The sequence below is a fragment of the Streptomyces hazeniae genome (assembly GCF_031845485.1).
GTDB classification, from domain to species: domain Bacteria; phylum Actinomycetota; class Actinomycetes; order Streptomycetales; family Streptomycetaceae; genus Streptomyces; species Streptomyces hazeniae.
The window spans coordinates 50,996-75,541 of sequence record NZ_JAVREQ010000006.1; the positions used below are offsets into that span (position 1 = coordinate 50,996).

A 24,546-nucleotide genomic window follows, 5' to 3' on the forward strand; every position below is an offset into this window, starting at 1 on the left:
GGTAGTGGCCGTGTGGGGCGTGTCACGTCCCCCTGGAGGGCGGGATCGGGGTCGTACCGGAGGCGGACGGGCCACTAGGGGTCTGCTTCCGGGGGAGGGCGCGGGGTCGGGGTCCGGTGGGCGGAGGCGCTGGTGTTACCGGCGGTATCCACAGGGTGGGGCGGAGCCTTGACGCAGCCATCGGACGTTGTCACATTCGATGGTGTCAGTTCAGGCGGGGCAGGGAGGGGAAGCCATGGCGCAGGACGGGCAGGGCGGGCGTGACGGGCAGCACGGGCAGGGCGGGCAGGACGGGCAGGGCGCGCTGGGGAGCGTCGGCGACGGGCGGGTCACCGGGAAGGAGCGGCGGGTCGTGACCCGGGAGGGCGTCGAGCTGGCCGTCGCGGAGCTGGGCGACCCGGAGCGGCCGACCGTCCTTCTGGTGCACGGGTATCCGGACAGCAAGGAGGTGTGGGCGGACGTCGCCCCCCGGCTGGCCGAGCGCTACCACGTGGTGCTGTACGACGTGCGCGGCCACGGCCGTTCCAGCGCCCCGAGGCCGCTGCGCGGGGGCTTCACGCTGGAGAAGCTCACCGACGACTTCCTCGCGGTGGCCGAAGCGGTGAGCCCGGACCGTCCCGTCCACCTGGTGGGGCACGACTGGGGCTCGGTGCAGAGCTGGGAGTTCGTCACGGTGTCGCGGACGCGGGGGCGGGTGGCGTCCTTCACCTCGATGTCCGGGCCCTCGCTCGACCACTTCGGCCACTGGATCAGGCAGCGCGTCGCGCACCCGACGCCGCGCCGGGTCGGGCAACTGCTCGGGCAGGGAGCCAAGTCCTGGTACGTGTACCTGCTGCACACCCCGGTGCTGCCGGAGCTGGCGTGGAAGGGGCCGCTCGGGCGGGCCTGGCCCCGGCTGCTCGAGCGGGCGGAGAAGGTGCCGGGCGGGGCCTACCCGACCGCCTCGCTGCCGAGGGACGCCGCGCACGGCGCATGGCTCTACCGGGACAACGTGCGCTCCCGCCTGCGGCAGCCCCGGGAGGACTGCCACGCGCACGTGCCGGTCCAGCTCATCACCCCGACCGGTGACGTCTTCCTCAGCGAGGCGCTGTACGACGGTCTGGAGCGCTGGGTTCCGCACCTGACGCGCCGGACGCTGCCTGCCAAGCACTGGGTGCCGCGCACCCGGCCCGACCGGATCGCCTCCTGGGTGGGGGACTTCGTCGACGCCGTCGAGTCGGGCGGCTCCGTGGCATCGGGCGCCTCCGTCGAGTCGGGCGGGGCCGCGCCGTCGGGGGCGGTCGCCGCCCGGGGCGGCGCCCGGGCGGGCGTCGTCCCGCGGAGGCGGCGCCCGGCGCCGTACGCCGACCGGTTCGCCGGGCAGCTGGTGCTGGTGACGGGTGCGGGCAGCGGGATCGGCCGGGCGACGGCCCTGGCCTTCGCCGCCGCGGGCGCACGCGTGATCGCCGTCGACCGGGACGCGGCCACGGCCGCGCGTACCGCCGAACTCGCCCGGCAGAGCGGCGCCAAGGAGGCATGGGCCGAGGTCGTGGACGTGGCCGACGGCACGGCCATGGAGGAGCTGGCGGCGAAGACCGCAGCCGAGCACGGCACGGTCGACGTGCTGGTCAACAACGCCGGGATAGGCGTCTCCGGGGGCTTCTTCGACACCGGAGTGGAGGACTGGCAGCGCGTGCTGGACGTCAACCTGTGGGGGGTCATCCACGGCTGCCGGACCTTCGGCCGGCAGATGGCGGACCGCCGGCAAGGCGGCCACATCGTCAACACCGCCTCCGCCGCCGCCTTCCAGCCTTCGCGCGCACTGCCCGCGTACTGCACGTCCAAGGCGGCCGTGCTGATGCTGAGCGAGTGCCTGCGAGCCGAACTCGCCGGGCAGGACATCGGGGTCTCCGCCGTCTGCCCGGGCTTCGTCACCACCAACATCACCACGACGGCCCGCTTCACGGGCGTGGACGAGGAGGAGCAGGAACGGCTGCGGGAGCGGACGACGCGGCGGTACGCGCGGCGCAACTACCCGCCGGAGCGGGTCGCGTCGGCGGTGCTGCGGGCTGTGGCGGAGAACCGGCCGGTGGTGCCGGTGACTCCCGAGGCGCGCACCGCGCACGTGCTCGCCCGGATGTATCCGCGTGCGCTGCGGGCGATAGCCCGGGTCCGGCCGCTCAAGTGACCGGCGGGAGCGGCAGCAGGGCCACGAGCGGCGACGGGGGCGGGAGCGGCGACGGGGGCGGGAGCGGCAGGTCGTGGCCGTCCCTGGCCGAAACCGGGTTCACGGACGAAGCGGGGCCCGCCGACGAGACGGGATCGGTCGACGAGACGGGATCGGCTGCCGGCTACCGGATCGAGGACCTGGCGCATCTGAGCGGCGCCACCGTCCGCACCATCCGGTCCTACGCCGACCGGGGGCTGCTGCCCCGGCCCGAACGGCGCGGCCGGGCGAACCTGTACGGGGACGCCCACCTGCTGCGGCTGCGACAGATCGCGGAACTCCTGGACAGGGGCTACACGCTGGCCTCGATCCGCGAACTGCTGGAGGCGTGGGACTCCGGCCGCGGGCTGAGCGGCGTGCTGGGGCTTGCGGCGGAGGTCGCCGGTCCGTGGAGCGACGAGGAGCCGCAGCGGCTCACCCGGCGCGAGCTGGACGCCCTCTTCGGCGACACGCCCGACGACGCGGCCGTGGGGGAGGCCGTACGCCTGGGTGTACTGGTTCCCGCCCCGGGGGACGCGGGCGAGGACGTGTACGTCGTCCCCAGCCCTCAGGAGCTCGCGGTGGCGGCCGAGTTGCACGCGGCGGGGGTGCCGTTGTCCGCGGTGGCCGGGCATCTGCGGGAGTTGCGCAACCAGGTCGAGCACATCGCCGAGCGGTTCCTGACCTTCGCGGACCGGCACGTCTTCGCCGACTACCTCGCGGGGAGCGGCCCGCCGACGGACGCGGAGACGGCGGAGGTGGCCGGCCTGGTGCGCCGGCTGCGTCCGCTGGCCCGGAAGGCGGTCGACGCGGAACTCGCCCGCGCCATGCAGGTGCTCTCCACCCGCACCCTCCGGGCCCACCTGCGGACGGCGACGGGACGGCCGGGCGCGGGCGGCCCCCTGATGGCGGGCATCGCGGGGACCGGCGCGGCCGAGAGCGCTGGTCGGTCGGAAGCCGACGTCCCACCGGCGGCGCGGGAACCACAGGAGCGGGAACCACAGGACGGGCGCCCGCCGCAGGAGGGGCGGACGCCGCAGGAGGGGCGGACGACACCCGTCGACCTCCCCGCGGCGACGGTCGCCCGCGTCCGCGATCTGGTCGGCGAGGAGAACGTCGCGGCGTTCGTGGCCGCGGCGACGGAACGCGAGGCGGCCGCCCGGATGATGGACGGCCTCACGCGGCGACGCCGGCGCTAGGTGTGTTGTCCCGGCACGTTGGTGACAGGCGACACGCTGCTTGTGGTCCTTGCATGAGGTGAGGGCCTTCTGGTTCCGGTGCGGATTGCGACATCTACGCCGAACGCCAGGAGGCCCTCGTGTCCCACCGTAACGCCCCGTTGACTCCGACCGGTCGCCTGCGTCTGGCCCGTTGTGTCGTGGACGACGGGTGGCCGCTGCGGCGGGCAGCGCCACCGTCCCGCAGACGTGCGGCGGGTCTGCCCCGCCGCCTACGGCGGTGCCCCGCGTCGCCGCCTCGCGTGCTTACGGCACGCACGCGCGCGCCCGCGGATGCCCGGTGACGCGCATGCCCCGGCACTGGGACAGGGGCCGCCCCGTGCCCGCCGACCCTGCGTCAGACCTCGGCGACCAGTGCGTAACGCTCGTCGTCGACCGGGCGGCCCCACAGCGCGGCCTCGCCGCCCAGGGGTACCGTCCGGACGGCGGTGACCAACGGGCTGACCGCCTCGGCGAGTTCCTCCGCGCCGACTCCCCCGTGCCACGGCAGCGCCCGCGCCGCTCCCGCGACGTACGGCGCGGCGTCGGCCGCGGACTGCCGCCAGCGGCCCTCGACCAGCACCAGCCGCCCCCCGGGCCGCAGCAGGGAGACCCAGCGCCGAAGCGCCCGGTGCGGGTCGGGAAGCGTCCACACCACGTGCCGCGCCAGCACGGTGTCGAAGGTCCGGTCACCGACCGGGGGGTCGCCCGCCTCGCCCAGCAGGAACCGCGCCCGCACCCCGGCCGTCTCCGCCTTCTCCCGGGCCCGCCACACCATCCCCGGCGCCGCGTCGACTCCGGTGACCACGTGCCCGGCCTCCGCAAGCAGCAGCGACAGCGAGCCCGTGCCGCAGCCGGCGTCCAGCACCGAACCGGCCGGCCCCGGCACCCACTCCAGGAGCCGCCGCGCCCAGGCATCCCGCGTCCGCGCGTCGCGGAGGCCGTGGTCCGGCTCCTCGTCGTAGGTCGTGGCGGCGGCGTCCCAGTAGTCGGTGATGCGGTCGGTGATGCGGTCGGTGGTGGTGTGTTCGGTGGTCTGGTCGGCGATGACGGCGGCTCGGCTCTCCATCCCCGCATCGTCCCAGCCGCCACTGACATCGGCACCGGGCCCCGTACAGCCCCCCGCCGCCCGGAAAAGCAGGTGCCGGACCGGTTGCGGCACGGCAGGCTGGGGCCGGTGAAACCCCAGCGCGACGTGCGCATCTCGAAGTACCTCTCACGGCATCTGCGCCACGATCCCGGCCGGATCGGCCTCCTCCTGGACGCGCACGGCTGGACCCCGGTCGAGGCGCTGCTGCAGGCCGCCGCCGACCACGGCTTCCCCTTCACCCGCGCCGAGCTGGAACACGTGGTGGCCGCCAACGACAAGCAGCGGTTCGCCCTCGACGCCGTCGGCGACCGCATCCGCGCCCAGCAGGGCCACTCCGTCGAGGTCGACCTCGGGCTGCCCGACGCCGAGCCACCGGAGTGGCTCTACCACGGCACGGTGGCCCGCTTCCTGGACGCCGTCCGCGCCGAGGGCCTGCGCCCGATGAGCCGCCACGACGTGCACCTCTCCCCGGACCGGGAGACCGCCGTGCGCGTCGGGGCGCGCCGGGGCCGCCCGCTCGTGCTGGCGGTGGCCGCCGGGGAGATGCACCGCGACGGCCACACCTTCCGGCTGAGCGGCAACGGCGTGTGGCTCACCGAGGCCGTGCCGCCCCGTTACCTGCGGATGCGCGAGCCCGAAGGGCCGTCGGCACCGCCCCGTCAGGCCTGACCCGGGCGTCGGCCGCTCCGGATCAGCTCGCGGGGGCGACGTCCTGGATGCGCCGCCAGGGCCGGTCGGCCTCCAGGGCGAAGGCGACGTCGAGCAGGGCGCGTTCGTCGCCCGGCCGGGCGGAGAACATGACCCCGATCGGCAGCCCCTCGTCCGTCGCCCTGGCGGCGGGCAGGGAGAGCGACGGCGTGCCCACGACGTTGTTCAGCGGGGTGAACGCCACGTAGGCGGTGATCCGCTCGATGAGCGTGTCGTACGGGACGGCGGGGCTGAGCCTGCCGAGCCGGGGCGTGGTGTGGGCGAGGACCGGGCTCAGGATGAGGTCGAGGCCGCGGAACGCCGCCGCGTAGCCCTCCCGGGACCGCTTGAGCCGTCGCAGCACGGCTGGTGTCCGGTGCATGGCCCGGAGGTAGTCGGCGCGCAGGCCCCGGCTGAGTCCGTCCATGCGGCGGTGGTCGAAGCCGGTGCCGAGCCTGCGCCCGGTGACGGCGATGAGGAAGGCCAGCATGCCCCAGTAGGTCAGGAAGTCCTGCGTGAACCGCGGGTCCACGGCGACGCGCACCGGTTCGACGGTGTGTCCCAGCCTCTCCAGTGCGGCGGCCGTCTCCGTCACGGCTGCCCCGGTGGCTGCGTCGATCGGGACGCCGGTCGGCGACTCGGCGAGCAGCCCGATGCGCAGCCGTCGCGCGGAGGGCCCTTCGACCAGGCCCAGCGGCGGCAGCTTCGGGTTGCGCCAGTGCGTCTCGGCGGCGGCGAGGAACGCGGCGGTGTCGCGTACGGAACGGCTCACGATGCCGTCGTTGACGACGTCGATCGGCAGCGGCCTGCTCTGCTCGTTCGCCACGAGGCGGCCGCGGGTGGCCTTGAGCCCGACCAGTCCGCAGCAGGCGGCCGGGATGCGGATGGATCCGCCGCCGTCGTTGGCGTGCGCGACCGGCACCGCGCCGGCCGCGACCAGCGCCGCACTGCCGCCGGACGAGCCGCCCGCGGAGTAGTCGGTGTGCCAGGGGTTGCGGACGGGTTCCTCGTCCTCGAACTCCGTGGTCGCGTTGAAGCCGAACTCCGGCAGCCTGGTCTTGCCCAGCACCGTGACACCGGTGCTGAGGAACTGCTCGCCGAACGGCGCGTGCCGCCGCGCGATCCGGGGCACGAACGCCCCGCTGCCGTGCCCGGTCGGCAGCCCCAGGTAGTCGACGTTGTCCTTGACGAAGCTGGGCACCCCGGCGAACGCGCCGCCTCCGCCGGGCGAGCGGGCCGGGACGTCGAGGTCCGCCTGGACGGCGTTCAGGGCGCGGGCGTCCCCGACCCGCACCGCCGCGTCCCGCGCCACTTCGGCCGCGCCGACCTCGCCGCGCCGTATCGCCGCGGCGAGCCCGACGGCGTCGTGCTCGCCGAGGGCGTCGTCCCGGAACGTGTGCACCGTGGTCCGCTTCTCCGGAGCCGTCACCGCCGTCTCCCCCCTGCCGCGTCCGTCATCGGCCGCCATCATGACTTACCAGCGGGTAATAAGCGAGGGGTTCCCCGCACCGTCCCAGGGTGCGGTCACGCACGCTCCGACCGGTAGGCTGCCCTCCCCGATTCCCCTCCGGCCACCTGGAGCCGCACGTGCCGATCCTCGTCGCCCGGTTCGTCCAGGCCCTGCGCTCCCGCGTGCACGGGTGGCGGGCGGCGCTCGCGGTCGGCCTGTTCGTGTTCGGCAGCAGCTGGCTGGCGATGTGGCTGGCCGAGCCCGGGTCGAACGCGATCACCGAGCCGCAGAACTACTGGTGGTACTTCCTGGTCACCGGATCGACGGTCGGATACGGCGACTTCTTCCCGGAGACGGGCGCCGGTCACGTGGTCGGGGGCTATGTCATCGTCGGCGGAATCGCCACTCTCACCATCCTCTTCACCGAGCTGGCGAGCCACATCCAGTCCGTCAGGGGGAAGCGCATGAAGGGCGTCGTCGCTCTCGACCTCGCAGACCACATCGTCATCCTCGGCTACCACCCGGGCCGCACCGAGCGGATCGTCCAGGAGCTGCTGCTGGAGGAACGCGTCCGTGAACTCGTGCTGTGCGCCTGGGACGACGTGCCGCAGCACCCGATGCCGGAGCAGGACGGCGTCCTGTTCGTGCGCGGTGACCTGCGCGACGCGGACGTGCTGAAACGGGCCTGCGTGGACCGTGCCGCGACGGTGGTGATCGACGCCCGGGACGACAACGAGGCGCTCGCCCTGGCCGTCGCCGTCGACCACCTGCGTCCCGAGGTGCACATGGTGGCGGCGCTGCACGACATGAACCGCGCCGCGCACCTGCGGTACGTGAGCCCGACGGTCCAGTGCGTGCAGTGGCACGTGCCGAACCTGCTGACCGAGGAGGCCCTCGATCCGGGTATCACCGAGGTGTACGCGGACCTGATGAGCAGCCGCGGTGAGGGCAACACCTACTCGGTGCGGCTGCCGGAGGCCCTGGGCGGACAGCAGTTCGGCGCCTGCCAGCAGCGGTTCGGCCGCGACTTCGGCGCCACGGTGATCGCCGTGCGGCAGGACGGCTCCATGAAGGTCAGCCCGCCGTGGGACGCCCCGCTGCGCGCCGGAGCGGTGCTGTACTACCTCGCCGGGGAGCGCATCGACGAGAGCCGCCTGGCCGCCAGGACCCGCTGATCCGCCCGCCGGCCCCCGTCAGAGCTGGGCGGGGGCCTCGGTGGCGATGCGGGCGAACACGTCCGGGTCGGCCTCGAAGCGGGTGCCGGGGATCGGCCAGTGCAGCACGACCTCGTCGATGCCCGCCTCCGCGTGCCGCCCGGCGAAGTCCACGAAGGCGTCGACGGAGTCGAGCAGCGGGTCGGGAGTGAAGCCGACGAGCATGATCCGGTGCAGGTCGGCCGGGTCGCGTCCCTCCTCGGCGCAGGCCTCCCCGAGGCGTGCGACCTGCCGTTCGACGGCGGCGAGCGATGCCTGAGGGGTGGCGTCGGGAGCGGAGACGACCTTGGGGTCGCCGGTCGTCACCCACGCCTGCCCGTAACGGGCGGTGAGCCGCAGGCCGCGGGGCCCGGTGGCGGCGACGGCGAACGGCAGCCGGGGGCGCTGTACGCAGCCGGGGATGTTCCGCACCTCAAGCGCGGAGTAGTAGGTGCCGCGGTACGTGGTCGCGTCACCGGTCAGCAGCTGGTCGAGCAGGGTGACGAACTCGGCGAACCGGTCGGCCCGTTCGCGCGGCGTCCACGGCTCCTGGCCGAGCGCGGTGGCGTCGAAGCCGGTGCCGCCGGCGCCGACGCCCAGCGTCACGCGACCGCCGCTGACGTCGTCGAGGGTCAGCAGCTCCTTGGCGAGGGTGACGGGGTGGCGGAAGTTCGGCGAGGTCACCAGCGTGCCGAGGCGCAGCCGGGAGGTGACACCGGCCGCGGCGGTCAGGGTGGGAACCGCCCCGAACCAGGGGCCGTCCCGGAAGGGGACCCGCCAGGACAGGTGGTCGTAGGTGTAGGCCGCGTGGAAGCCGAGTTCCTCGGCGCGCGTCCACCGTTCCCGGCCTCCCTCGTGCCAGCGGTGGACCGGGAGGATGCAGGTACTCAGTCGCATGTCACGACCCTACGGCGCCGGTTCCGGCACCCGTGCGGCGCGGCGCCGGTCGGGACTGCCCCGGCCGGGGCGGAGGACGGCGGTCCTCCGCCCCGGAGGGCTGGTGCGTCGTCAGCCCCGGAGACGGTCCAGAACGGTCTCCGCCCGCTTCAGCAGTTCGGCCAGCACCTCCGCGGACTCCGCCCGGGCGCCGGCCTTCTGCCCGTCGCCGCCCTGCCCGTCGCCGCCCTGCCCGTCGCGCAGACGCTCCAGCTCGGCCGCGAAGGACTCGACGCGTGCCACGGACTCCTCGCCCCGGCCCAGTTCGCACGCGGCCCACGCCGCCCCGGCGCACACCTGGAAGCGCTCCTCCAGCGCTTCCCCGCCGAGATCCGCGTAACCGGCCTCCGAAGCGGTGTACAGACCGAGCACCTCCTCGCGCAGCGCCCGCACCTCCGCGGACTCCGCCCGGTCGTCCCCGTCCGCCGCGCTTTCTGCCTCGCCGCCCCCGTCCGGGTACGTCGCGAGGACCTCGTCGGCGTACTGGTCGATCAGGCGGGCGAGCTGCTGCGCGGTCTGCGCACGCTCGAAGCGCAGGGGCGGCGCGTCCGGGTGCGCGTCGAGCACCGCGGACGCCTCGCCCATCCGGGCGCGTGCCCGCTCCAGCGCGGCGGCGGCCCGCGCCGCGTACACCCCTTCCTGCTCCCCGTCCTCGTCGTACCAGTCGTGCGTCGCCAGCCAGGCCAGCGAACGGAGCACCCGCACCTCGGCCACCGGCTCGTCGCCCGCCTGCCGCCACAGGTCCAGCGACCGGACGTACGCCGCCTCCGCCTGGTCATCGAGCCCGGCACGGGTGAGCGCTTCGGCGGCCCCGTGCGCCAGTTGCGCCTGCCCTCGCGGGTCGTCCCAGCCCTTGGCGACGTCGGCGGCCAGCAGGAACTGCTCGGCGGCGGCGCGCGGGTCGTTCAGGTTCAGGAGCAGCCCGCCGAGGGTCTCGCGGGCCGCCACCTCCCGCCCCTCGCCGTGCTGCACGAGATCGGGCAGCGCCGACTGGAGCACCTCGGCCGCCTCGGCGGTACGCCCTGCCGTCGCGTAGGCCCGCGCCAGCAGTTGCCGGGCCTGCGCGCCGCCGGCCTCGGCCAGTCCGGCCTGGTCGAACCAGTGCGCGGCGTCGAGGGCGTGCCGCGCCGCCTCTTCCGGAGCCCGGCCCCGTCGCAGCAGGATGTCGGCCAGGGTGAGACGTACGGCGCCCTGCTCCTCGGGGTCGGTCAGCTCGGCGGCGTGGTCCAGCGCGGTACGTGCGCAGGTTTCGGCCCCTGCCGCGTCCCCGTGCCCGAAGAGCAGGCCGGCCCGGGTGGTCAGCGGCTCCGTGGCCTCCCACGGCCGGCCCGCGGCGACGGCGCGTTCCGCCGCGGAGGCGAACAGCCGCTCGGCGGCGGCGGGGTCGCCGCGGTCGAGGGCGAGCCGGCCCAGCGTCGTCTCGGCCTCGGCCAGCAGATGGGCCACACCGTCCTCCGTCGCGCACCCCGCGCTGTCCGCCACGAAGGCGGCCACCTCCTCGGCGTAGCGCGCGTCGGCGTCGTGGGGATGGCCGTCGGCGTGGTCGGACTCCCGCACCCGCAGGTACGCCTCGACCCGGATGCGCAGCCACTGTGCGGTGGCGATGCGCCGCGCCCGCTCGGGGTCGTCCGCGGCGAGCCCCGCCGCTGCACGGTCGGCGGTCTCCAGCAGCGCCCGTATCTCGTCGGGTTCGGCCCCGGAGGAGGCCGCGGCGCTGACCGCGCGGACCGCGGCGAAGGCGGCGCGGCCGGGCTGACCGGCCGCGTGATGGGCACGCGCGCTCTCCGCGATCAGGTCCCGGGCCTCTGGGGCGCCGGCCAGGGCCGCGCACCGCGCGCGATGCTCGAGCAGGTCGGCCGCCAGGGCGCGGTCCGGCTCGGTGCCGTCGGCGGCGATCCGGGCCGCGACCCGGTCCCAGGCGGCGTGCGTGCCCGGGTGTCCCTCGGCTCGCAGCTCCCGCGCACGCACCAGCAGGTCGTCGAGCGGATCGGCCGGTGCGCGCCGCGGGGCGTGACGTGCCGGCACCGGTGGGGGTGCGGCCGCGGGCTCGGGCAGCCGCGCGCTGCGCACGCCGAGCGGCAGAGCGTCGATCAGTGGCTGCGCGGCGATCCGGGCGGTGAACCGGTCGGAGACGACGGTGTTGCCGTTGCGCGCGTCGAACCGCGCGGCGATGGCCGCGGCCTCGGCGTGCAGCAGCCGGTGCAGGTCGGCTGCCGTCCGCATCTCGCCCTGGTAGGTGACGGTCGGCTGCTCGCCGTGCCCGAGGTCCACGAGGCGCCGCAGCAGCACGAGGACGCCGCCGGTCAGGCGCAGCCGGGCCTCCACGTCGGCGAGCGGGCCGAGATGGGCGGCGTGCGCGGCCAGGATCTCCAGGCCGCGCGCCTCGTTGCCGGTCAGCGCGCAGAACTCGATGTGCTCGCCGGTCTCGCGCAGCAGGCTCTCGTTTCCACGGGTCAGGCGGTAGCCGCGCAGGTGGTGCGTGCGGGCGTCGTCGAGCCGGCCGAGCCGGAGCAGGGGGAGCAGCGAGTGGGCGAGGACCCGGTGCGGCTCTTCCATGCAGGTGTCACGCCCGGCGAGGACCGGTCCCCACACCCGCAGCGCCTCCGGGTCGTCGTCGCGGCGCACCCGGTAGGTGCCCTGCTCGTTGAGTTCGCAGGCGTGGCAGTCGCTCATCGCGTCCCGCTCGGCCGCGGTCCACGCGGCGAGGGCCCGGTCGGCCCGGTCGGTGTCCGCGACGGCCTCGGCGAGGTAGTACTCGGCCTGCCGTACCGCGCGGACGCTGTAACCCGCCAGGCGGTAGCGCCGCTCCATGTCCTCGAGCCACTTCTCCACCGATGCGAGGGGCACGTCGGGAGAATCGAGGATGCTGCCGGTCACCCACTTGAAGCGCCAGAACAGGCTGTGCACCTCATGCCTGCCGAACGCCGCCGGGTCGCGATCGTACTCCTGGAGTACTCGCGCGAAGGGCACCGTCATCCGGGTGCGTTCGGCGCTGTACTCGTAGGCGTCGATCAGGGAGAACAGCGCGTGCCGGAAGACCTCGCGGTCGCCGCAGCGTTCGGCGGCGGCGGCCAGTTCCTCCGCGCGGGCGTTGCGCACGGGACCGTTGGGGGAGGCGTTGTTCTCGTACAACGCCGAGCGTATCTCCGCGGGGGTGGTCGTACTCATGCGCGGTCCTCCGGGGAGTCGTCGGCCGGCGTGTCGGTCGCCGGGTGGGTGGCCCACTCCAGAAGGCCGAGGAAGGCCCGGTTGAGCAGGTTGGTGTCGGCGGGCCGCAGCGGACGCTGCGACATCAGCAGCGCCTGCCCGTACAGCGACTCGACGGCGGTGCCGGTCAGTTCGGCCTCCGGCAGCCCGGCGACGCGGCGGATCAGCGGGTTGTTGTGGTTGAGGACCAGCCTGGCGCGGGGTGCGGAGCCGCGCAGCGAGCCGAGGATGTCGCTCCACAGGCTGTCGGCGTTCTCCTGCGCGGTGGCGCGGTCGCGTTCGTGGCGCGCCTGGCGGTCGTCGAGGAACAGCGCGGGAACGCCCACCGGCTGGAAGGCGCGCAGGGCGACGTCGCAGCCGAGCGGGTCGAGCCGGGTGCGGGCGGTGGCCAGGAAGGCGGCGAGAGCCAGTTCGGCGTCGGCGCCGACCGGGTCCAGCCGGTCTGTCACGGCACCGGCGTCGAGTTCGGCGACCTTCACGGTGGGCCGGACGGCCGGGACCTGTGCCAGCAGGTCGGCGTCGTAGGTGTAGCCGGCGTTGACGACGCCGAGGCCGTGCGCGGCGGCGATCGGCGCGATCTGCCGGAACTCCTCGACGGTGCGCGTGAAGTGGATCTCGTTGTGGACGGCCGCGAACTCCTCGAGGTTCATCTGCCCGTCGCTGGTCTCGAAGGGCAGCCAGGGCAGCATCAGGTCCAGCAGCTCGGTGTCGTGCCGTGCGAGCGACTTCACTCCGAGGTGGTGCACGCGCAGGAACGCGGCCAGCCGGTCCGGTTCGCCGGCAGCCAGCTCGGTCAGCCAGTCCCGCACCCGGGCGCCGAGCGCGTCCCGCACGGCGGCGAGGGTTTCGTCGTCGTACAGGTTCTCCCGCGACGCGGTGGGACGCAGGGTGTCGGTGTCCAGGACGACGCGCACGAAGAACGCCCAGTCCGGCAGCAGGTTGTCGGCCCGGTCGGTCAGCAGCATGCCCTTGAGGTGTACGCGGTGTCCGGCGCGGTGCGCGGGGCTGGTCGGCTCGGGCAGCACGTACGCCACACCGCGTATCCCGGCGAGCGGCAGGTCGAGGTCGATCGAGTCGAGCGGGCTGAACCCGAACAGCTCGGTGCAGTGCCGGGCCAGGGCCACGCGCCGGGCCGCGGGAGAGGGATGGCCGCGGTCCCAGACGGCGGGCAGGTCGGTGACCGGCCGGGACGCGCCGTCGTCGCCCGTGAAGGTGATGTCGTAGGGCAGCAGGGAGCCGTAGTCGCGGGCGAGTTCCTCGACGCGGGCGGGTGTCGTCCACTCCTCGGCGCCGGGGCGCGGCTCCAGGTGGACCGTGGTGCCCGGCTCGGGACGGGCGTCGTCGGGAAGCGTGCGGACGGTGTACGAGCCGTCGTCGGCGGCCAGCCATTCCACCGGCGGAGCCTGGGGGTCGCGGGCGGACCGGGTCACGACGCGGATGCGGCGGGCCACCACGAAGCAGGCGAGCAGTCCGATGCCGAACTGGCCGAGAAACTCGCGGCGGGCGCTCTCCAGCCCGTGTTCGCCGCCCCGCTTGGAGCTGCGGCCGATGGTGGCGAGCAGGGTGTGCACCTCGTCGGCGGTCAGGCCGATGCCGGTGTCCTCGATCCGGACCGCGCCGTCGGCGGCGACCAGCCGGATCCGGATGCGCGCTGCCCCGTCGTGCGCGCGGCGTGCGGTGACGGCGTCCACGGCGTTCTGCAGCAGCTCGCGGACGTAGACCCGCGGGCTGGAGTAGAGGTGGTGGGAGAGCAGGTCGACGAGGCCCCGCAGATCGACCTGGAAACTGTTCACCGCCGGGACGTGTTCGCCGTCGACGGCGTGCTCGTCGGGAACGGGTGACGGCATGCTGCATCTCCTCGCGCACGGAAGGAACCGATCGCGAGGACCCCCCTCATCGATCGCGGACTGGACACCACAGTAGGCCCGGCCGCCGACAACGGGCTGCGGATTTCTTCGCGGCGCACGCACGGCGGGCCCATGTTTCGGGCACGCTTCCTCCACATGCGCACCACCACGATTGGCTCATCCGTGCGCCTTGCCGCACGCCTGTGCGGCGAAATAGGCGAAGATGTGTGCGTGATGCATCCTGCCGCGCACCGCGCGCCCGCCGACGCCCTCAGGTCACGGCCCCGGCTCATCGCCACCGACCTGGACGGGACCCTGCTGCACGACGACAAGTCCGTCTCCGACCGCACGGTCGAGGCACTCGCCGCCGCCGAGCAGGCCGGCGTCGAGGTCTTCTTCGTGACCGGCCGTCCGGCCCGCTGGATGGGGGTGGTCAGCGACCACGTGCACGGCCACGGGCTGGCCATCTGCGCCAACGGGGCGGCCGTGGTGGACCTGCACCGCGGCCGCCGGATCGTGCAGGTCCGGGAGCTGGCGGAGCACGACGCGCGGAGAGTCGTGCACGCGCTGCGGGAGGCCGCTCCGGGAGTGACCTTCGCCGTGGAGCGCACCGGCGGGTTCCACTACGAGCCGTCGTATCCGCCCGTGCACCTCGATCCCAGCGCCGTGGTGGCGCCGGTGGAGAAGCTGCTGGCCGAGGCCGGCACCGACGGCACGGGGAAACCTTTCACCAGCCAGCCGGTGCTGAAGCTGCTGGCGCAGCACCCCCGGCTGGATCCGGACGCCTTCCTCACCCTGGCACGGCTGAGCGCGGGACGGTACGCCGAGATCACCCGTTCCAGCCCCACGGCTCTGCTGGAGATCAGCGGTCTCGGCGTGAGCAAGGCCAGCACGCTGGCGCTGTGCTGCGCCCAGCGCGGCATCTCCGCCGACGAGGTGGTGGCCTTCGGCGACATGCCCAACGACCTGGAGATGCTCGGCTGGGCCGGCACCTCGTACGCGATGGCCAACGCGCACCCGGACGTGCTGGCCGCGACCACCCACCGGACGGCGTCCAACCAGGACGACGGCGTGGCCGCGGTCATCGAACGGCTGCTGGCGGACGGCCACTGACCGTCCGCACCGGACCGCCCGGCGCGCACGCCGATCGGGCCGTTCGGGAGCGGCCGGGACCGCGCTCCGCCTACGCCGTCCGTCCGGCGGCGCGTTCCGCCGTGGCCGCCTCGCGGTCCAGCATGGCGCGGAAGCGACCACCCTTCCGGGCGGCGAGTTCGGCGTACGTGCCGCGCTCCGCCGTGCGGCCGCCGTCGAGGACGATCACCTCGTCGACGGCCTCCAGCCCGTGCAGGCGGTGGGTGATCAGCACCGTGGTGCGGTTCTCGGTGACGGCCAGCAGGTCGGCGGTCAGCGCGTCCGCGGTGGGCAGGTCGAGGTGTTCGGCGGGCTCGTCCAGCACCAGCACCGGGAATCCGGCGAGCAGCGCCCGGGCCAGGGCGAGGCGCTGACGCTGTCCGCCGGAGAGGCGGGCACCGTGTTCGCCGACGCGGGTGTCCAGGCCGTCCGGCAGGCTGTGCACCCAGGCGTCGAGGCGGGCGGCGGCCAACGCCCGGTGCAGCACGGCGTCGGTGCCCGCGCCGCCCTCCGCCGGGGCGCCCTCCGCCGGGGCGCCGTCCGCGGTGCGGGGCAGGGCGAGCCGGAGGTTCTCCCGGAGGGTGCTGTCGAAGAGGTGGGCGTCCTGGGCGCACAGGCCCACGAGGCGCCGTAGGGCGTCGCCGTCCACCGACGTGGCGTCCACCTCGGGCCCGCCGCCGCTCGGCGCACCACCGTTCGGCACACCGCTGTCCGGCGCGCCGCTGTCCGGCGCACCGCCGTGCAGCAGATACGCGCCGGACTCCGGGTCCAGGAAGCGGAGCAGCACCTGCGCCAGCGTCGTCTTGCCGGAGCCGGACGGGCCGATCACGGCGACCCGGTGACCGGGTGTCAGGTCGAGGTCGAAGCCGGCGAGGGCGGGCCGCTCCTGGCCGGGGTGGCGGGCGGTGACCCCGCGCAGCGTGAGGCGCGGACCGTTCGCGTCGTGGGGGCGGTGGCCGGACCGCTCGTCGGCACGCCATGCCGCGGTGAGGGCTGCCAGTCGTTCCCGCCCGCTGCCCGGGTGCTCCTGCACGGGCGCGGGTGCGTCGAGCACGTCGTGGACGCGTTCCGCCGCCCGCCGCGTGCGCTGCCGGTACTGCACGGCGAGGGGCATGCCCGCGACCGCCTCGAAGGCGGCGAGCGCGGTGAGCACCACGACGGCGAGGAGCACCCCGTCCAGCCGTCCGCCGCCGACCGCGACCGCGCCGGCCCAGGCCGCGGCGGTCACCGTCCCGCCGGTGACCAGCGCGGTCAGCCCGGCGCCGGCACCGGTACGGGCGGCGCTGCGGGCCGCGATGCGCGTCAGCTCGGCGTCGGCGGCCCGCACGGCATCGGTGCGTGCGGGCAGGGCCCCGGCAACGGTCAGTTCGCCGGTACCGCCGAGGAGGTCGACGGTCCGGACGGCCAGGGTGCCGCGGGCGGGGGCGAGGCGCCGTTCGGTGTGCCGGGACAGCGCCGCGGTGAGCAGGGGAACGGCGGCGCCCGCGGTGACCAGGCCGACGGCGAGCACGGCGCCCGCCTCCGGGAGCAGCGCGGCGGTGAAGCCGACCGCACCGAGGGACACGGCGACGGCCGTTCCGGCGGGGAGCAGCCAACGCAGGAAGTGGTCCTGGAGGGCGTCGACGTCGGAGACCAACCGGGAGAGCAGGTCGCCTCGTCGGGTCTCCCGGAGACCTGCCGGGGCCAGACGCTCCAGGCGGGTGTAGACGGCGACCCGGAGTCCGGCGAGCAGCCGCAGCACCGCGTCGTGGGAGACGAGGCGCTCGGCGTAGCGGAAGAAGGCGCGCCCGATGCCGAAGGCGCGGGTCGCGGTGACCGCGACCATCAGGTAGAGCACGGGCGGCTGCTGGGAGGCGCGGGAGATGAGCCATCCGGAGGTGGCCATGAGGCCGACCGCGCTGCCGAGCGCGAGCGTGCCGAGCAGCAGGGCGAGGGCGAGGCGGGCGCGCAGCGGACGGGCGGCGCGGCGCACCCGGGCGAGCGGGCTGCGCCCCGGTCCGCCCGGGTCGCCGGCTCCGGCGGCGGCCTCCACGGCCGGCTCCCGCTCTGCGGACCGCGCCTGCGCATGCTGCGCTGCGGCGGCGTCGGGCGCGGCGGGCTCGGGTCCGACGGCCCTCGCCGCGGCGGCCTCCGGGGTGTCGCCATGGGCGACCGCCTCCGCCCAGTGCGGGTGGGCCTCCGCGGCCGTCGCCGGCCGGTCGTCGGGAGCGGGGAGGACGACGACCCGGTCGGCGAGCGGGAGCAGAGCGGGCCGGTGGGCCACCAGCAGCGTGGTGCGGCCCCGGGTCAGGCGTCCGATGGCGGCGGCCACGGACTCCTCGGTGGCCAGGTCCAGGGCGGCGGTGGGTTCGTCGAGCAGGAGGATCGGCCGGTCGGCGAGGAAGGCCCGGGCCAGGGCGACGCGTTGGCGCTGTCCCGCCGAGAGCCCTGCGCCCTGTTCGCCCAGCAGGGCGTCGGGGTCGAGGTCGGGGGCCCCGGCCGCGTCCAGCGCGGCCCGCACTTCGGAGTCGTCGGCCTGCGGGCGGGCCAGACGTACGTTCTCGGCCAGAGTGCCGGCGAACAGGTGCGGGTGCTGTGGCACCCAGGCGATCCGGGCGTGCCAGCTCGTCGGGTCGGTGCCGGCGAGGTCCTGGCCGTCCAGCAGGACGCGTCCCTCGGTGGGGCGGGTCAGGCCGAGGAGGGTGTGCAGCAGGGTCGACTTGCCCGCCCCGGACGGTCCGACGAGCGCGACGGTCTCTCCGGGCGCGAGGGTGAGGGTGGTCGGGGGCAGCGAGTCACCCGAACGGCCCTCGTGGCGGACGCGTACCCCCTCCAGGGTGACGACGGGCCGGGCGGGGGCCGGGCCGGTGCCCGGGACCGGTGCGGGGGTCTCCAGGACGCGGAACACCTGGTCGGCGGCGGAGAGCCCCTCGGCGGCCGCGTGGTACTGGGTGCCGACCTGACGCAGCGGCAGGTAGGCCTCGGGCGCCAGGATCAGCACCACCAGGCCGGTGGCGAGGTCCAGGTCGCCGTGCACCAGGCGCATGCCCACGCCGACGGCGACCAGCGCGACGGAGAGAGTGGCGAGCAGTTCCAGGGCGAAGGAGGAGAGGAAGGCCAGGCGCAGGGTGCGCAGGGTGGCCCGCCGGTAGTCGCCGGTCAGCGCGCGGATACTCTCCGCCTGCGCCTTGGCACGGCCGAACACCTTGAGGGTGGGGAGCCCTGCGACGACGTCCAGGAAGTGGTGCGCGAGCCGGGACAGCAGAGCCCACTGGCGGTCCATGCGGGCTTGGGTGGCCCAGCCGATGAGCACCATGAAGACCGGGATGAGCGGCAGGGTGACCGCGATGGTGAGGGCGGAGATCCAGTCGGAGACCACGATCCGGGCCAGCACGGCGGCGGGTACCACGACGGCGAGCCCGAGTTGCGGCAGGTAGCGGGCGAAGTAGTCGTCGAGGGCGTCGATGCCGCGGGTGGCGAGCGTGGCCAGCTCGCCGGTGCCCTGCACCCTGTCCGGGCCGAGGGCGGTGGCGTGAACGAGCAGCCGCATCCGCAGTTCCGACTTGACGGCCGCACCGGCCCGGTGCGCGGCGAGTTCGGTCAGCCAGGCGACGGCGGCGCGCCCGACGGCGGTGGCCGCGAGCAACGTCAGGGCGTCGGCGGCCAGGCGGTCCCGCTGGAACGCCTCGACGATCACCTCGGCGAGCAGCACCGCCTGGGCGACGACCAGGCCCGCCCCGGCCAGCCCCAGGGCCACGCTCGCGAACAGGAAGACGCGGGTGGCGCGGGCGTACCGGAGCAGGCGGGGGTCGACGGGTTTCACGTGAAACCTTCCCTGCGGTCGGACGGACGAGCGAGGATCCGGACGGGTGTGCGCATGGCGAACGGGGGCGGGAGGTCAGTGTGAGGTCTGCTGGAGGTGCCGGGTTCCGATGCGCTTGCGGAAGACCCAGTATGTCCAGCCCTGGTAGAGCAGGACGACCGGCGTGGCGAGGGCGGCGAGCCAGGTCATGATCTCCAGCGTGTACGGGCTGGAGGCGGTCTGAGCGACGGTGAGGCTCCATTCCGGGTCGAGCGTCGAGGGCATCACCGCCGGGAAAAGGCTGAGGAAGAGCATCGCCGTGGTGGCGACGACGGTCAGCCCGGAGCAGGCGAACGCCCAGCCCTCCCGCCCCCGGTGGTTGGCGACCAGCGCGGCGGCCAGGGTGGCGACCGCCACGGCCAGGGCGACCAGCGCGACGCCGTCGCCGTGCCGCAGCTGCGTCCGGCCCAGGAAGAGCGTGAGGACGGCCAGCGCACCGGCCCCGACTCCGGCGGCCAGCCGGCGGGTGCGGCGGCGGATGTCGCCGAGGGTCTTGAGCGCAGCGAAGACGGCGCCGTGGAAGGTGAACAACGCCAGGGTGGCCAGCCCACCGAGCAGCGTGTACGGCGAGAACAGGTCGAGCAGCCCGCCGGTGTGCTCCTTGTCCGGGCCGATGGGCAGCCCGCGCACCATGGCGGCGAAGAGCAGTCCCCACAGCAGGGCGGGCAGCAGGCTGCACCAGAAGATCGCACGCTCCCAGTTGCGCTGCCAGCGCTCCTCGTTCCGCTTGGCGCGGTATTCGAACGCGACTCCGCGCAGGATCAGGCAGACCAGGATCAGCAGCACCGGCAGGTAGAAGCCGGAGAGCAGGGTGGCGTACCAGTCGGGGAAGGCGGCGAAGGTGGCGCCGACAGCGGTCAACAGCCACACCTCGTTGCCGTCCCAGACCGGGCCGATGGTGTTGATCAGGACGCGCCGCTCGGCACGGTCCCGGGCGAGCAGCCGGGTGAGGACGCCGATGCCGAAGTCGAAGCCCTCGAGGAAGAAGTAGCCGGTCCACAGGACGGCGATGAGGACGAACCAGAGGTCGTGGAGTGCCATCGTCTTCTCTCCTCGCTTCTCAGTAGGAGAAGGCCATGGGGCGGTCGGCGTCGGCGGGGTCGCCGCCGACCCGGTCGGGCGGGTTGCGGTCGGAGTCGGTGAGTTCGGGCGGCCCGGCCTTGACGTATGTGGCGAGCAGCCGGACCTCGATCACCGCGAGGACGGCGTAGAGCAGGGTGAAGACGGTCATGGAGGCCAGCACCTCGGCCTGGGACACTCCGGGGGAGACGGCGTCGCGGGTGCGGAGCACGCCGTAGACGACCCAGGGCTGGCGGCCCGTCTCGGTGAAGATCCAGCCCCAGGAGTTCGCGACCAGGGGGAAGCCCAGGGTGAGGAAGGCCAGCTTCCAGTACCAGTCGCCGAGGGCCGGCCCGAGCGTGCGGTCCCGGGTGAGGGCCAGCCGGGGCACCTCGTCGGGCCCGGTGCGCAGCCGGGGCGCCAGCCACAGCCTGCGCCGGGTGAGCCAGAGGCCGACGGCGCCGAGGGCGGCGGAGGCCATGCCGAAGCCGATCATCCAGCGGAAGCTCCAGTAGGCCACGGGGATGTTGGGCCGGTAGTCGCCGGGGCCGAAGCGTTCCTGCGACGCCTCGTTGACGTCGTTGATGCCGGGCACGGTCGTGGTGAAGTCGCTGTGGGCCAGGAAGGAGAGGGCCGCCGGGACCTCGACCGCCACCTCGTTGTGTCCCTCGTCCACGTCGCCGTAGGCGAACAGGGAGAAGGGAGCGGGCGCCTCGGAGTCCCAGAGCGCCTCCGCGGCGGCCATCTTCATGGGCTGCTGCTCGAACATCACCTTGGCGAGCTGGTCGCCGCTGACGGCCGTGAGGGCGCCACCGGCGACGAGGGTGACCAGGCCCAGTCGCAGCGAGGTGCGCATCACCGGTACGTGCCGGCCCCGCCGCAGGTGCCAGGCGGCGATGCCGGCCACGAAGGCGCCGCCGGTCAGGAAGGCGGCGGTCAGGGTGTGGAAGACGACGACCACGGTGGTGTTCTGGGTGAGGACGGCGAGGAAGTCGGTCAGCTCGGCGCGTCCGCTCCCGGGGTCGATCCGGTAGCCGACGGGGTGCTGCATCCAGGAGTTGGCGGCCAGGATGAAGTACGAGGAGAGGAGAGTGCCGGCGGAGACCGTCCACATGCAGGCGGCGTGCAGCTTGGGCGGCAGCTTGTCCCACCCGAAGATCCACAGGCCGATGAAGGTCGACTCGAAGAAGAAGGCGATGAGCGCCTCGAACGCGAGCGGGGCGCCGAAGACGTCGCCGACGAAGCGCGAGTAGTCGGACCAGTTCATGCCGAACTGGAACTCCTGGACGATGCCGGTGACCACGCCCATGGCGATGTTGATCAGGAAGAGCTTGCCCCAGAACTTGGTCGCCCGCAGGTACTTCTCGTTCCGGGTGCGGACCCAGGCGGTCTCCAGGCCCGCGGTGAGGGCGGCGAGCGAGATCGTCAGCGGGACGAAGAGGAAGTGGTAGACGGTGGTGATCCCGAACTGCCATCGGGCCAGCGTCTCCGGTGCCAGCGCGAGGTCCATCTCGCCGCCTCCTTCGGTCGCACGGCACGGCGGGGTGCCTGCCGGTGTGCGGGGTGCGCACAGCGCGGCTTGTGAATGCGTTCACATTCACAAGCAATTATCACCCCCTGCCTCCGGCGATCTGGCACCGGGGGTGGGTGAGGACGGACACATCCGCCACCGGGGCCCGGTGGGCCCGTGCGAAAACGGGTGAGCCCCGGCCCGCGAAGGGGCCGGGGCTCACCCGGTGAGCGGCTCGGACGACGACGCGCCGTGCGTGTCGTGTCGTGCTGTGCCGTGCCGTGTCCTGCGTGCCGTGCGGTTGCCTACAGCTCCTTGCGGAACGCGGCGGCCGCCTGGAGGAAGAGGTCGTTCGCCTCGGTCTCGCCGATCGTCACCCGCACGCCCTCGCCCGGGAAGGGCCGGACCACCACGCCTGCCTCGTCGCAGGCGGCCGCGAAGTCCGTCGTACGGTCCCCCAGCCGCAGCCACACGAAGTTGGCCTGCGACTCCGGCACCGTCCAGCCCTGGGTGACCAGCTCGCGGGAGACCCGGGCGCGCTCGGCCACCAGGCCCTCGACCCGCTCCAGCAGGGCGTCCTCGCTCTTCAGCGACTTCACCGCGGCGTCCTGGGCGAGCTGCGTGACACCGAACGGGACGGCGGTCTTGCGCAGCGCCGCCGCCACCTCGGGGTGCGCCACCGCGAACCCCACCCGCAGGCCGGCCAGGCCGTACGCCTTGGAGAAGGTGCGCAGCACGCAGACGTTCGCACGCTCCCGGTACAGCTCCAGGCCGTCCACCACGTTCTCGTCGCGGACGAACTCGCGGTACGCCTCGTCCAGCACCACCAGCACGTCGCCCGGCACGCGGTCCAGGAAGCGCTCCAGCTCGGCGCGGGGGATGGCCACGCCGGTCGGGTTGTTCGGGTTGCAGACGAAGATCAGCCGGGTGCGCTCGGTGATCGCGTCCGCCATCGCGTCGAGGTCGTGCTCCTCGTCCGCGGTCAGCGGCACCTGCACCGGCTTCGCGCCGGAGATCTGCGTGATGATCGGGTACGCCTCGAAGGACCGCCAGGCGTAGATCACCTCGTCGCCCGGGTCGACGGTCGACTGGAGCAGCTGCTGGGCGACGCCGACCGAGCCGGTGCCCGTGGCAAGGTGGTCGACCGGGACGCCGAAGCGCTCGGAGAGCGTCTCCATGAGCTCGGTGCAGGCCATGTCCGGGTAGCGGTTGAACGAGGCCGCGGCCGAGGTCACCGACTCCATCACGCCGGGCAGCGGCGAGTGCGGGTTCTCGTTGGAGGAGAGCTTGTAGCTCACCGTTCCGCTTCCCGCGTCCCGCTTGCCGGGCTTGTACGTCGGAACGCCGTCGAGCGCTGCGCGCAGCCTCGGGGTCTTCTCGGTCACCGCAGGTCCTCCTTGACCCTCGCAGGAAAAGCTCCGCCGCCGCCGGCGGCCGCGCAGGATCACTGGACGTCGGCCGGGGCGCGGCCCGGACCCCACCCTATGCGGCGCCCCCCGGAGGGTGCACAGGCCGTGGGTCACAGTCCGCCCGGTCCCTTGTCCGCACATCCCTCTCCGCACACCCCGCGCGCGTCCGCGCCCCCACGCCCGCGCACACCCGTGCCCGCGCGCCCTGGCGTGCGCGGTGGCGCGCGTCACTCGTGAAGGTGAGTTGCAACCTCATCGCAACCTTGGGGATTGTGCGGGGACAACGCGGCCGGAAATGCACGATCCACTTGGCTGCCCCGTCAACTACCGTTTATTCCAAGGCTGTTCACGAGTTTTCGTCGTGCAGAATCGTGCCTTCCGCCCCTTGTCCTCTCGTCCCCGCCCACACACCTTCGCGGGCCTACGATCGGGTCGCCATGACAGCAGCAGAGAAGCATCAGGTGAGCCGGAGCTCCACCTCCCACGCTGGACGCCGGCGCCAGGGCCGTGCAGGGATCCGTGATGTCGCGGCCGCCGCCGGTGTCTCCATCACGACTGTCTCCGACGCGCTCAACGGCAAGGGCCGCCTGCCGGACGCCACCCGCAGCCACGTGCGCGCCGTGGCCGACCGCCTCGGCTACCGCCCCTCGGCGGCCGCCCGGACGCTGCGCACCGGGAAGTCCGGCCTCATCGGGCTCACGGTCACCACCTACGGCGAAGAACCGTTCACCTTCACCGAGTTCGCCTACTTCGCCGAGATGGCGCGGGCCGCCACCTCCGCCGCGCTGGCCCGCGGCTACGCCCTGGTCATCCTGCCCGCGACCTCGCGCCACAGCGCCTTCGACATCTGGTCGAACGTCGCCCTCGACGGCACCGTGGTCATCGACCCGTCCGACCGCGACCCGCTGGTCACCGAACTCGTCCGCTCCGGCATCCCCGTCGTCTCCGACGGCCGCCCGGCCGGAAACCTGCCCGTCACCGCCTGGGTCGACAACGACCACGAGGCCGCCGTACGCGGACTGCTCGACCACCTCGCGGAGTCCGGCGCCCGCCGCATCGGCCTGCTCACCGGCACCAGCACCGACACCTACACCCGCCTGTCCACCAGCGCCTACCTCGACTGGTGCGAGCGCGTGGGCCAGGAGCCGGTGGTGGAGGCCTACCCGGCGCACGACCCGGCCGCCGGCGCCGTCGCCGCCGACCGCCTGCTGGCCCGGCCCGACCGCCCCGACGCCGTCTACGGCCTCTTCGACCCCAACGGGACCGACCTGCTGGCCGCCGCGCGCCGCTACGGGCTGCGCGTGCCCGAGGACCTGCTCCTGGTCTGCTGCAGCGAGTCGGCCGTGTACGCGGGCACCGAACCGCCCATCACCACGCTCTCGCTCAAGCCGGGCCGCATCGGCAACACGGTGATCCAGCTCCTCATCGACGCCATCGAAGGAGAGGGCTCGGCGCGCCCCGTGGAACAGGTCATGCCCACCGACCTGATCGTCCGCACCAGTTCACGCCGCCGCCCGCCCCGCACGACCGTCAGCGCCCCCCGCGGACCCTCGTCCGAGTGACGCCGGCACGACGGCGGACCGCGCGGCGCGCAGCGTGAGGAGCCGCGGGACCGCGCCGTCCGGGAACAGCGAGCGGGAACGCCCCGGGGCCGTACCGCGGGAAAAGGGGAGGAAAGGCCCCGCCGGAAGGTACGCGTGACGATCCGCCGGGCAAATGCCGACCCAGGTATGTCACAAGGAGCGACCGTCGTTCCTATGATGGGCTCTCCACGCACCGGGACC

Annotated in this window: 15 protein-coding genes; 6 read left to right on the top strand and 9 right to left on the bottom strand. The window is 74.2% G+C overall.

Annotated elements, in window-relative coordinates:
- Window positions 1-235 precede the first annotated feature (235 nt).
- On the top strand, window positions 236-2,167 hold the full coding sequence (locus tag RM572_RS08955; protein ID WP_311672733.1) for an SDR family oxidoreductase: 1,932 nt from the start codon (window positions 236-238) through the stop codon (window positions 2,165-2,167).
- 170 nt (window positions 2,168-2,337) lie between these two features.
- Window positions 2,338-3,384: a MerR family transcriptional regulator gene (locus tag RM572_RS08960; RefSeq protein WP_311672871.1), complete on the top strand. Its 1,047-nt coding sequence runs from the start codon at window positions 2,338-2,340 to the stop codon at window positions 3,382-3,384.
- Between the two features lie 376 nt (window positions 3,385-3,760).
- Here RM572_RS08960 and RM572_RS08970 read toward each other — a convergent pair whose 3' ends face one another.
- The gene (locus RM572_RS08970) at window positions 3,761-4,471 is read right to left on the bottom strand and encodes a class I SAM-dependent methyltransferase (RefSeq protein WP_311672734.1); all 711 of its coding nucleotides are present in this window, start codon (window positions 4,469-4,471) and stop codon (window positions 3,761-3,763) included.
- A 108-nt stretch (window positions 4,472-4,579) separates the two neighbouring features.
- Here RM572_RS08970 and RM572_RS08975 point away from each other — a divergent pair, with 108 nt between their 5' ends.
- Window positions 4,580-5,161: an RNA 2'-phosphotransferase gene (locus tag RM572_RS08975; protein WP_311672735.1), complete on the top strand. Its 582-nt coding sequence runs from the start codon at window positions 4,580-4,582 to the stop codon at window positions 5,159-5,161.
- 22 nt (window positions 5,162-5,183) lie between these two features.
- Here RM572_RS08975 and RM572_RS08980 read toward each other — a convergent pair whose 3' ends face one another.
- Window positions 5,184-6,608 carry an amidase gene (locus RM572_RS08980; protein ID WP_311672736.1) on the bottom strand — a complete coding sequence of 475 codons (1,425 nt, stop codon included), beginning with the start codon at window positions 6,606-6,608 and terminating at the stop codon, window positions 5,184-5,186.
- A gap of 158 nt (window positions 6,609-6,766) precedes the next feature.
- On the opposite strand from RM572_RS08980, the gene RM572_RS08985 reads away from it, so the two are divergent.
- Window positions 6,767-7,804 (top strand): ion channel, encoded by a 1,038-nt coding sequence (locus RM572_RS08985; RefSeq protein ID WP_311672737.1) that lies wholly within the window; start codon window positions 6,767-6,769, stop codon window positions 7,802-7,804.
- Window positions 7,805-7,822: 18 nt separating this feature from the next.
- On the opposite strand, the gene RM572_RS08990 is transcribed toward RM572_RS08985, so the two are convergent.
- The 3 genes from RM572_RS08990 to RM572_RS09000 form a co-directional block, all read right to left on the bottom strand.
- Window positions 7,823-8,719, bottom strand: a complete 897-nt coding sequence (locus tag RM572_RS08990; RefSeq protein ID WP_311672738.1) for an LLM class flavin-dependent oxidoreductase — start codon at window positions 8,717-8,719, stop codon at window positions 7,823-7,825.
- A 111-nt stretch (window positions 8,720-8,830) separates the two neighbouring features.
- Window positions 8,831-11,926, bottom strand: coding sequence for a tetratricopeptide repeat protein (locus tag RM572_RS08995; protein WP_311672739.1), 3,096 nt, complete (start codon window positions 11,924-11,926; stop codon window positions 8,831-8,833).
- Entirely contained in the window at window positions 11,923-13,812 is a 1,890-nt protein-coding gene (locus RM572_RS09000; protein ID WP_311672740.1) for an HSP90 family protein, read from the bottom strand. The genes RM572_RS08995 and RM572_RS09000 overlap by 4 nt, the downstream gene beginning before the upstream one ends.
- A 234-nt stretch (window positions 13,813-14,046) precedes the next feature.
- On the opposite strand from RM572_RS09000, the gene RM572_RS09005 reads away from it, so the two are divergent.
- Window positions 14,047-14,925, top strand: a complete 879-nt coding sequence (locus RM572_RS09005; RefSeq protein ID WP_311672872.1) for a Cof-type HAD-IIB family hydrolase — start codon at window positions 14,047-14,049, stop codon at window positions 14,923-14,925.
- 70 nt (window positions 14,926-14,995) lie between these two features.
- On the opposite strand, the gene cydD is transcribed toward RM572_RS09005, so the two are convergent.
- From cydD to hisC, 4 genes are all read right to left on the bottom strand, one after another.
- Window positions 14,996-18,745: a thiol reductant ABC exporter subunit CydD gene (gene cydD / locus RM572_RS09010; protein ID WP_311672741.1), complete on the bottom strand. Its 3,750-nt coding sequence runs from the start codon at window positions 18,743-18,745 to the stop codon at window positions 14,996-14,998.
- Window positions 18,746-18,820: 75 nt separating this feature from the next.
- Window positions 18,821-19,825, bottom strand: coding sequence for a cytochrome d ubiquinol oxidase subunit II (gene cydB, locus RM572_RS09015; protein ID WP_311672743.1), 1,005 nt, complete (start codon window positions 19,823-19,825; stop codon window positions 18,821-18,823).
- Between the two features lie 19 nt (window positions 19,826-19,844).
- Complete coding sequence (locus RM572_RS09020) at window positions 19,845-21,353, bottom strand: cytochrome ubiquinol oxidase subunit I (RefSeq protein ID WP_311672744.1); 1,509 nt, start codon at window positions 21,351-21,353, stop codon at window positions 19,845-19,847.
- Window positions 21,354-21,658: 305 nt separating this feature from the next.
- Window positions 21,659-22,738 carry a histidinol-phosphate transaminase gene (hisC, locus tag RM572_RS09025; protein WP_311672745.1) on the bottom strand — a complete coding sequence of 360 codons (1,080 nt, stop codon included), beginning with the start codon at window positions 22,736-22,738 and terminating at the stop codon, window positions 21,659-21,661.
- Window positions 22,739-23,199: 461 nt separating this feature from the next.
- Here hisC and RM572_RS09030 point away from each other — a divergent pair, with 461 nt between their 5' ends.
- Window positions 23,200-24,324, top strand: coding sequence for a LacI family DNA-binding transcriptional regulator (locus RM572_RS09030; RefSeq protein WP_311672746.1), 1,125 nt, complete (start codon window positions 23,200-23,202; stop codon window positions 24,322-24,324).
- Window positions 24,325-24,546 lie beyond the last annotated feature (222 nt).

Coding starts and splice junctions, on each gene's coding strand:
- RM572_RS08990 (WP_311672738.1), bottom strand. CDS start 8,719: ATGCGACTGAGTACCTGCATCCTCCCGGTCCACCGCTGGCACGAGGGA.
- cydB (WP_311672743.1), bottom strand. CDS start 19,825: ATGGCACTCCACGACCTCTGGTTCGTCCTCATCGCCGTCCTGTGGACC.
- RM572_RS09020 (WP_311672744.1), bottom strand. CDS start 21,353: ATGGACCTCGCGCTGGCACCGGAGACGCTGGCCCGATGGCAGTTCGGG.
- RM572_RS09005 (WP_311672872.1), top strand. CDS start 14,047: ATGCATCCTGCCGCGCACCGCGCGCCCGCCGACGCCCTCAGGTCACGG.
- RM572_RS08955 (WP_311672733.1), top strand. CDS start 236: ATGGCGCAGGACGGGCAGGGCGGGCGTGACGGGCAGCACGGGCAGGGC.
- RM572_RS09000 (WP_311672740.1), bottom strand. CDS start 13,812: ATGCCGTCACCCGTTCCCGACGAGCACGCCGTCGACGGCGAACACGTC.
- RM572_RS09030 (WP_311672746.1), top strand. CDS start 23,200: ATGACAGCAGCAGAGAAGCATCAGGTGAGCCGGAGCTCCACCTCCCAC.
- RM572_RS08995 (WP_311672739.1), bottom strand. CDS start 11,926: ATGAGTACGACCACCCCCGCGGAGATACGCTCGGCGTTGTACGAGAAC.
- RM572_RS08970 (WP_311672734.1), bottom strand. CDS start 4,471: ATGGAGAGCCGAGCCGCCGTCATCGCCGACCAGACCACCGAACACACC.